This window comes from Methylobacterium sp. J-088 (genome assembly GCF_022829295.1).
GTDB lineage: Bacteria > Pseudomonadota > Alphaproteobacteria > Rhizobiales > Beijerinckiaceae > Methylobacterium.
This window is the reverse complement of record NZ_JAKSYH010000173.1, coordinates 53,939-63,653: the sequence shown is the minus strand read 5'-3', so window position 1 is coordinate 63,653 and position 9,715 is coordinate 53,939. Positions and strand designations below refer to the sequence as shown.

Here is a 9,715-nt window from a genome sequence, read left to right as displayed (position 1 = left end):
AGTACCTGCGGGCCGAGCCGGTCTCCCTGCTCTATGCCCGCGGCCTCGTCCACCATGTCGGGGCTTTTCCGGCGCTGGAGGACGTGCTGTGGGATTTCGGGCCGGACGGCCTGTCCGGTGGGGGCTCGCCGGACCGGCTCGACGCCATGGTCTGGGGGCTGACGCATCTGATGCTGGAGGTGCGGCCGGAACCCCGCATCCGGCGGCTCTAAGCAGGTTTCGCAAAAGTGGCCACCGGTTTTGGGACAAAAACCTGCGACATAACAAAGAGCTAAGCAGATGAAGTGTTGGCTTGCCCACGGTACACGACACGCGTCTGCCAACACGGGTGGCAAGCGCGACATGCCCCCTCTCCCGTTCGGGAGAGGGTTGGGGTGTGGGTCGAGAAAGTTCAGGATCGCGCGCACCTTCAAGGCGCTGACAGGGTGCGCCTCTTCCGGAAAGTTCTCATCCCTCACCCTGTCCCTCTCCCGCACGGGAGAGGGGACCCGCGCCCTATTCGGCGACGGTGGTGTCACTGTCGTGTACCGTGTGCAAAGCGATCGGGCACGCCTCTAAGCCCCGGTCGGCAACGCGAGGGGCTGAGGCATGACCGACACCGTCTGGTGGAAGCACGGGACCGTCTATCAGGTTTATCCCCGCTCCTTTCAGGACACGAACGGCGACGGAGTCGGCGACCTTCCGGGTATCACCGCGCGGCTCGACTACCTCGCCTGGCTCGGGGTCGACGCCGTGTGGATCTCGCCGATCTACCCCTCGCCCATGGCGGATTTCGGCTACGACGTGGCCGATTATTGTGGGATCGACCCGCTGTTCGGCACGCTCGCGGAGTTCGACGCCCTGATCGCCGAGGCCCGCCGGCGCAGGCTGAAGGTGATCCTCGACTTCGTGCCCAACCACTCGTCGATCGCGCATCCCTGGTTCGCGGAGAGCCGGTCGGCGCGCACGAACCCGAAGCGGGACTGGTACATCTGGCGCGATCCCGGCCCCGATGGCGGCCCGCCCAACAACTGGGTGTCGAATTTCGGCGGCCCGGCCTGGACGCTGGATGAGGCCACCGGGCAGTATTACTACCACGCCTTCCTGACGGAGCAGCCGGACCTGAACTGGCGCAACCCCGCGGTGCGGGAGGCGATGCACGACGTGCTCCGGTTCTGGCTGGAGCGCGGCGTCGACGGCTTCCGGGTCGACGTGATCTGGCACCTGATCAAGGATGCGGGGTTCCGCGACAACCCGGCCAATCCCGATTACGCGCCGGGCGCGCCGGAGATCAATCGCTTCCAGCAGGTCTACTCCGCCGACCGGCCGGAAATCTTCGACGTGATCGCCGGGATGCGGGATGTCCTGCGCCCGTATGGCGAGCGGGTGCTGATCGGCGAGATCTACCTGCCGGTGGAGCGGCTGGTGGCCTATTACGGCCCGGACCTCTCGGGCGCCGACCTGCCGTTCAACTTCCAGCTGATCCAGACCCCGTGGCAGGCCGAGGCCGTGGCCGAGCTCGTGGCGCGCTACGAGGCAGCCCTGCCCGAGGGCGGCTGGCCGAACTGGGTGCTGGGCAACCACGACCAGCCGCGCATCGCCGCCCGGGTCGGGCAGGCCCAGGCCCGCATCGCCGCGATGCTGCTGCTGACCCTGCGGGGCACGCCGACCCTCTATTACGGCGACGAGATCGGGCTCGGCCATGTCCCGATCCCGCCGGGCCGCGCGCAGGATCCCTGGGAGCGCAACGAGCCCGGGCACGGCCGCGACCCGGAGCGCACGCCGATGCAGTGGGACGACGGCCCGAACGCGGGCTTCTCCACGGCCGAGCCCTGGCTACCGCTCTCGGCGGACTGGCCGACCCGCAACGTCGAGGGCCAGCGCTCCGACCCCGCCTCCATGCTCACCCTGTACCGGCGGTTGCTCGCCCTGCGCCGCGACCACGCGGCGCTGGCGGTGGGCGACTATCGCGGCGTGAAGCCGGGGGCCGCAGAGGTGTTCGCCTACGAGCGGTTCACGGGCGATGAGGTTCTGCGCGTGGTGCTGAATTTCGGTGCAGCGCCGCAGAGCCTGCCGCTGCCGGAGGGCGACTGGACGGTGCTGCTCTCGACGCGGGCGGGCCGGGCGGGCGATTCGGTCCGCGCAAGCCTCGCCCTCGACCCGGCCGAGGGCGTGATCCTGCGCCGCGCCTGAACGCCCGCCGGGACTCGAATAGAAGCTTCTATGGCTAGAAGGGCGCGTTCTGGGTGCGACTCATGCGGCATTGCACTATGGCGTAACCAAAGCTTAAGACCGCGGATGGCCTATTTTGTGCGTCGCAGCGGAACCGTCGCGGCGGAGGAGCATTGACCGTGGTTGAGATCGCGACAGCCGTGTCGGCCCGATCGTCTGCCAGACCGGGGCATCCCGCCCGGCCAGGATCAATGCCGATGCTCGATGCGCGCCGTGGTGGGTCCCTGGCGGATTGGTCGTCCGACGCGGGCGACGCGTCGCGGTCCCTCACGCAAGCCGCCCGACCGGCTTCGCTGCGCCGCCGCATCCTCTACGCCACCCCCGAGATGGCCGATTTCGTGAAGACCGGCGGTCTCGGCGAGGTCTCGGCCGCCCTGCCCCGGGCCCTGGTGCCGCATTACGACATCCGCGTGCTGATCCCCGGTTATCGCGAAGTCCGGGCGGCGTTCCCGGAGATCCCGGTGGTGGCGCGGCTCGACGGTTTCGCGGGCGTGCCACCCTGCGACCTCGGCCTCGTCGAGGCGGCCGACGGCCTGCGCATCTACGTCCTGCTCAGCCCCGACCTCTACGAGCGCGACGGCACGCCGTACGGCGACCAGAACGGGGATTTCGGCGACAACGACCTGCGCTTCGCCCGGCTCAGCCTCGCGGCGGCGGAACTCGCATCCGGCGCCGACCCCGACTGGGCGGCCGACCTTCTCCATCTCAACGACTGGCAGGCAGCCCTCGCTCCGGCCTACCTCGCGTGGCGCGGCCGGCGGGTGCCGAGCGTGCTGACGATCCACAACCTCGCCTATCAGGGCCTGTTTCCCCGGGACAGCCTCGGGCGCCTCGGCGTGCCGGACTCGGCCTTCCAGGTGGACGGCGCCGAGTTCTACGGGCAACTCTCCTTCCTGAAGGCCGGGATCTTCTACGCCTCGCAGGTCACGACGGTGAGCGAGACCTACGCCCGGGAGATCCAGACTCCCGAGATGGGCTGCGGCCTCGACGGGCTGCTGCGCACCCGCGCCGGCCAGGGCCGGCTCGCCGGCATCCTCAACGGCATCGACGAGACCTGGGACCCCAGCACCGATCCGCACCTCGCCACACGCTTCGAGGTCGACGACTGGAAGGGCAAGCGCGCCAACGCCGAGGCGGTGCGCCGGCAATTCGGCCTGGCGGTCTCCCGCGGGCCGCTCTTCGCGATCGTGTCGCGCCTCGTGCACCAGAAGGGCATCGACCTGAGCCTGCAGGCGGCCGAGACCATCGTGGCCGGCGGCGGCCAGCTCGTGGTGATCGGTCAGGGCGAAGGCCGGTTCGAGCATGCGCTCTGCGGCCTCGCCAAGCGCCATCCCGACGCGGTCGGCGTGCATGTCGGCTTCGAGGAGGCACAGGCCCGGCGGATGTTCGCGGGCAGCGACTTCCTGCTGATGCCCTCGCGCTTCGAGCCCTGCGGGCTGGCCCAGATGTACGCGCAGCGCTTCGGCTCCCTGCCGATCGTGCGGCGCACCGGGGGCTTGGCCGACACGGTCGAGGACGGGGTGACGGGCTTCACCTTCGCGGAACCGTCGGCGTCGTCCTTCGGCGGGGCGGTGCGGCGGGCGCTGGAGGCGTTCGGCCAGAAGAAGCGCCTCAACGCCATGCGGCGGCGCGCGATGGCGTCTCGCTTCGGCTGGGATCAGGCGGCCGACAATTACGCCGGGCTGTACGGGCGGGCGATCGGCAACAGCACGGCGTTGCGCTGGCGGGCGGCGTAGGGACTAGCGTCCCCTCTCCCCGCAGGCGGGGAGAGGGCTTCGGCGACCCTGTCGTCGCCGGAGCGAGGCGGCAGCCGAAGGTGAGGGGGCTCGTAAGGACGAAACTCTTCCGGAATCGCCCCCTCACCGCCGCTCCGGCTTCGCCTCCGCTTCCCGCACGGACGACGAGGTCCGTGCGGGCCTCTCCCCGCAGGCGGGGAGAGGGGTTTCTCTCACCCCTCCAGCAGGAAGATCATCGTCGCCAGCGGCGGCAGGGTCAGCGACAGGCTCTGTTTCTGGCCGTGGCTCGCCTGATCGTCGGCGTGGCAACCACCCTGGTTGCCCAGGTTGGACCCACCGTAGATCCCGGCATCCGAGTTGAACGCCTCGCGATAGAAGCCCGCCTGCGGCACGCCGACCCGGTAGCCCTCCCGCGGCACCGGCGTGAAGTTCGACACCACGATCGCCACCTCGCCGGGCTTGGCGCCCTTGCGGGCCCAGGCGATCACGCTGTTGTCCTGATCGTCCGCCACCAGCCACTGGAAGCCTGTGTGTTCGACGTCGCGGCTGTAGAGGGCCGGGGTCGAGACGTAAAGCCGGTTGAGGTCCCTGACCACGTCCTTGACGCCCTTGTGCAGCGGGTCGTCGAGGTGGTGCCAGTCCAGGCTGATATCGTGGTTCCACTCCCGCTCCTGGCCGAACTCGCCGCCCATGAACAGCAGCTTCTTGCCGGGATGCCCCCACATGAAGCCGTAATAGGCCCGGAGATTGGCGAATTTCTGCCAGCGGTCGCCCGGCATCTTGCCAAGCAGCGAGCCCTTTCCGTGCACCACCTCGTCGTGGGACAACGGCAGGATGAAATTCTCCGAGAAGGCGTAGAGCAGCCCGAAGGTCAGGTTGTGATGGTGGTAGCGGCGGTGGATCGGGTTCTCCTGCATGAAATGCAGGGTGTCGTGCATCCAGCCCATGTTCCACTTGAAGCCGAAGCCCAGGCCCCCGGTATAGGTCGGGTGCGAGACGCCCGGCCAGGAGGTCGATTCCTCCGCCACCGTGATCGTGCCCGGGGCGTGGCTGTAGGTCGCCTCGTTGGTCTTGCGCAGGAAGTCGATCGCGTCGAGGTTCTCGTTGCCGCCGTAGCGGTTCGGGATCCACTCGCCCTGGCGGCGCGAGTAGTCGAGGTAGAGCATCGAGGCGACCGCATCCACGCGCAGGCCGTCGAGATGGTAATGCTCCAGCCAGAACCGGGCGTTGGCGGCCAGGAACGTCGCGACCTCGGTGCGCCCGAAATTGTAGATGTAGGTGCCCCAATCCTGGTGGAAGCCCTGGCGCGGGTCGGCATGCTCGTAGAGATGCGTGCCGTCGAACAGGCCGAGCCCGTGGGCGTCGAGCGGGAAGTGGCCCGGCACCCAGTCGAGCAGGATGCCGATTCCGGCCTCGTGGGCGGCGTCCACGAAGGCGGCGAAATCATCGGGCGTGCCGAAGCGGCTGGTCGGCGCGAACAGCGAGACCGGCTGGTAGCCCCAGGAGCCGTCGAACGGGAATTCGGTGATCGGCAGCATCTCGATATGGGTGAAGCCCATATCCTTGACGTAGGGGATCAGCCGCTCGCCCAGCTCCTTGTAGGTCAGGTAGCGGTTGCCCTCTTCCGGCACCCGCGCCCACGAGCCGAGATGGACCTCGTAGATCGAGATCGCCGTGTGGCGCGGGTCCTTGGCGCCCCGGGTGCTCATCCAGCCGGAATCGCGCCAGTCGAACTCCCCGACCCCGTAGGTGACCGATGCGGTCTCCGGCGGGTGCTGGGCCGCGAAGGCGACCGGATCGGCCTTGAGCGGGATCAGGGCGCCGTCGGGGCCGCGGATCTCGAACTTGTAGCGCACCCCGGCCGTGAGGCCCGGCACGAACAGCTCCCAGACGCCGCCATCCTGCCAGAGGCGCATCGGATGGCGCCGACCGTCCCAATCGTTGAAGTCGCCGACCACGCTGACCTTACGGGCATTGGGTGCCCAGACGGCGAAGCGGAATCCGTCGATCCCGTCGAGCTGACCCGACTGGGCGCCGAGGATCCGGTAGACGAGGTTGGTGCCGACCTCGCGGAGCGAGGCCACGTCGTATTGCTCGATCGACGAGCCGAAGCCGTAGGGATCGTAGCGGCGGCGCTTGGTGCCGTCCCAGGCCTCGACCTCGATCTCGTAGAGCGGCCGGCCCTCCCCCTCGATCCGGGCGACCCAGAACCCGTCCGGGTGGCGCTTCTCGAACGGCACGGTGCGGCCCTCCATCACCAGGGCGGCGGTCTTCGCCTCGGGCAGCACGGCGCGCACTTCCCAGGCCCCGGAGCCGACCCGGTGGGGGCCGAGCACCGAGAAGGGGTCGCCGTGGCTCGCGCTCATCAGGGCGGCGATCGCGTCCGGATGGACGCTCGCCGCCGTGCCGGCGGAACCCGGGACATCCGCGCTCCGTGCCGGCCCAACCTCCGGGTCGGCCCGTCCTGCGAAGGTCTCGTCGATCGCCGTCATGCCGTTGCTCCGGGCTCGTTTCGATCCGTGTCCAGAATGGTGAGAACCCCACGGGCGGGGATTTCGATCCAGTCCGGCCGGTTGTTGGCCTCGTAATCGACTTCGTAGAGCGCCTTGGTCAGCAGGCAGAGGCGCAGCAGCCGGTCCCGTGTGTCCGGGTCGGTCACGGCCGCCCGTGAATCCACGATCGCGGCCTCGTAGCCGGCCAGGAACGCCGCCTCGATCATGCCGCGCCACGCCGTGGCGGCATTGCGGGCCCGATCCTCCGAATCGGCGAACCGGACGGTGAGCTCCCGGATCACCGTCTCGGCGCCGTACGCGAAGGAGCGCATCAGGCCGGCCACGTCCCGCAAGGGCATCGACTTGGCCCTGCGCTCGTCGGCCGGCCGCGAGGGCTCGCCCTCGAAGTCGACGATGATCAGGTCGTTCTCGGCGACGAGCACCTGACCCAGGTGATAATCGCCGTGGATGCGGGTCTTGTGGGCACCACGCGGCGGCTCGGCCGAGAGCCGCTCGATCAGCGCCTCGACCTCCCGGCGGCGGCCTGCCAGTTCCGTGCAGGCGGGCCGGCCGGCATCGAGGCCGCGCTCGGCCTGGCCCTTGAGCGCCCGGAAGGCGCGCTCGGCCTGGTGGCGGGCGTCGCGCGCCAGCACCGCGAGGTCGTCCTCCTCGAACGGCTCGGCCGCGAAGGCCGGGTCGTCGGTCTCGATCGCCAGGGCCGCGTGCAGCTCGGCGGTGCGCCGCCCGAGCAGGTCGGCCCAGGGCCCATGGGCCTGGAACGCCTCCTCGGGGGCGGCAGCCTCGCTCTCCGGGGTGAGCACCATGGTCTCGAAGTCCCGGCGCAGGCCCTCCAGCATCAGGGTCCAGGCGTCGCCCTGGTTCATGACGAACTTTTGGAGGACCGCCAGAGCGGTGCGGGTGCCGTCCTCGGCGACATGCTCGAGGGTACCGAGCAAAGCGGGCGTGTTGGTGAACCCCGCCTGCTCGGTGAGGAAGCGGCCGACCTCGATCTCGGGGTGGATGCCGGGCTGCAGGCGGCGCAGCAGCTTGAGCATCATCTTCGAGCCGATGGCGATCGAGGTGTTGCTCTGCTCGGCCGAGAGCCGGCGGATATCGGCCACGTCCACCGTGACCTCCGGGTCGAAGGCCGAGGTGATGGCGAAGACCAGCCGCCCGCTCTCTGTGGGGATCTCGGTGCCCTGACGCATGTCGTCGATCAGGCAGGCCGCGAAGTCGTTGGAGCCGGCCGCCCCGTAGAGCAGGCCGGTGCGCGGGCCCCGGCGCACACGCGCCACCGCGTAGGGCAGGAGCGTCTCGTCCTCGCGGCCCTCGTCGACGCCGACCGGCACGAAGTATTCGTGGCTCTCGCCGTTGGCGAGCTGCACCTGCAGCCGCGGCAGAAGAAAGCGCGCGCTGCCATCGACATCCTTGAGGGCCGCGCAGTCGATGACCTTCGTAGCCTTGATCCGCGAGCCCTTGGCGCCGAACCAGCGCCGGCTCGACAGGAAGGGCGGCACCACGGTGCGCTCGAAGGCGACCCGCTCGCGGCCGCTCATCAGGGTCTCGATGCCGCCTGTGAGCACCAGGGTGAACAGCTCCGGCGGCTCCTGCTGCGGCCCGATCACCCCCGACTGGGCGGCGCTCAAGCTGAACCAGTAGAAGCCGTAGGACGGCAGGGTCAGGAGGTAAGGCAGGTCGCCGATCGGCGGGAACTCGGTGCCGCCGGTCAATTCGATCGGCACCGCGGTGCGCAGCTCCGACAGGTCGAGCTGCACGGCCTGGGGGGCCCGCGACAGGTTCGCCACGCACAGGACCCGCTCGTCCTCGTGCTCGCGGATCCAGGCGAGCACCTTGCGGTTCGACGGATACAGGAACTGGATCGTGCCCCGCCCGAGGGCGACGCTGTTGTTCCGGATCGCGATCATCCGCCGCGTCCAGTTCAGCAGGCTGGTCTGCGCCTGGGTCTGCGCCTCGACGTTGATCGCGTCGAAGCCGTAGATCGGGTCCTGGATCGCCGGCAGGAACAGCCGCTGCGGGTTCGCCCGGGAGAAGCCGCCGTTGCGGTCGGGGCTCCACTGCATCGGCGTGCGCACGCCGTCGCGGTCGCCGAGGTAGATGTTGTCGCCCATGCCGATCTCGTCGCCGTAATACAGCACCGGCGTGCCGGGCATCGACAGGACGAGGGACTTCATCAATTCGATCTTGCGCCGGTCGTTCTCCAGGAGCGGCGCGAGGCGGCGGCGGATGCCGAGGTTGATCCGGGCCCGGCGCTCGGCGGCGTAGAACGACCAGAGGTAATCACGCTCTTCGGCCGTGACCATTTCGAGCGTCAGCTCGTCGTGGTTGCGCAGGAAGATCGCCCACTGGCAGCCCTCGGGGATCTCCGGGGTCTGGCGCATGATGTCGGTGATCGGGTGCCGGTCCTCCCGGGCGATCGCCATGTACATCCGCGGCATCAGCGGGAAGTGGAACGCCATGTGGCATTCGTCGCCGTCGCCGAAATACTGCGCGGTTTCCTCGGGCCACTGGTTGGCCTCGGCCAGGAGCATCCGGTCGGGGTAGCTGACATCCAGCGCCGCCCGGATCTTCTTGATCACATCATGGGTTTCGGCGAGGTTCTCGCAGTTCGTGCCGTCGCGCTCGATCAGGTAGGGGATCGCGTCCAGCCGCAGCCCATCGACGCCCATGTCGAGCCAGTAGCGCATGGTCGCGATGACCGCGTCCAGCACCTTCGGATTGTCGAAGTTCAGGTCCGGCTGGTGGCTGTAGAACCGGTGCCAGAAATACTGCTTGGCGACCGGGTCCCAGGTCCAGTTCGACGCCTCGGTGTCGAGGAAGATGATCCGGGTATCCTTGTACGGCTCGTCGGTATCCGACCAGACGTAGAAGTCGCGCTCCGGCGAGCCGGGGGGCGCCTCGCGGGCGGCCTGGAACCAGGGATGCTGGTCCGAGGTGTGGTTGATCACGAGCTCGGTGATCACCCGCAGGCCGCGCTCGTGCGCCGCCGCCACGAAGGCCTTGAAGTCCTCCATGGTCCCGTAGGACGGGTTGATGCCCTCGTAATCGGCGATGTCGTACCCGTCGTCGCGGAGCGGCGAGGGGTAGAACGGCATCAGCCAGATCGCCGTGACGCCGAGATCGCGCACGTAGTCGAGGCGCTGGGTCAGCCCCTCGAAATCGCCGATCCCGTCGTTGTTCGAGTCGAAGAACGACTTGACATGGATTTGGTAGATGATGGCGTCACGGTACCATTGCGGGTCGCTGCGATCGATCATC

At 68.9% G+C, this 9,715-nt stretch carries 4 protein-coding genes and 1 pseudogene; 3 read left to right on the top strand and 2 right to left on the bottom strand.

Annotation, left to right across the window (positions count from 1 at the left end; genetic code table 11):
• The 3 genes and pseudogenes from MKK63_RS19510 to glgA all read left to right on the top strand — a co-directional run.
• A pseudogene (locus tag MKK63_RS19510) lies at positions 1-212 on the top strand (ATP-binding protein); the annotation flags it as partial.
• A 376-nt stretch (positions 213-588) separates the two neighbouring features.
• Complete coding sequence (locus MKK63_RS19505) at positions 589-2,172, top strand: alpha-amylase family glycosyl hydrolase (protein WP_244004699.1); 1,584 nt, start codon at positions 589-591, stop codon at positions 2,170-2,172.
• Between the two features lie 236 nt (positions 2,173-2,408).
• Positions 2,409-3,947, top strand: coding sequence for a glycogen synthase GlgA (gene glgA, locus MKK63_RS19500; RefSeq protein WP_244004697.1), 1,539 nt, complete (start codon positions 2,409-2,411; stop codon positions 3,945-3,947).
• 212 nt (positions 3,948-4,159) lie between these two features.
• Here the strand turns inward: glgA and glgB are convergent, their stop codons facing one another.
• Together glgB and treS are read right to left on the bottom strand one after the other, a co-directional pair.
• A complete protein-coding gene (gene glgB / locus MKK63_RS19495; protein WP_244004695.1) occupies positions 4,160-6,439 on the bottom strand; it encodes a 1,4-alpha-glucan branching protein GlgB in 2,280 nt (759 codons plus the stop codon).
• Complete coding sequence (gene treS / locus MKK63_RS19490) at positions 6,436-9,714, bottom strand: maltose alpha-D-glucosyltransferase (RefSeq protein ID WP_244004693.1); 3,279 nt, start codon at positions 9,712-9,714, stop codon at positions 6,436-6,438. The genes glgB and treS overlap by 4 nt, the downstream gene beginning before the upstream one ends.
• Position 9,715: the final 1 nt, after the last annotated feature.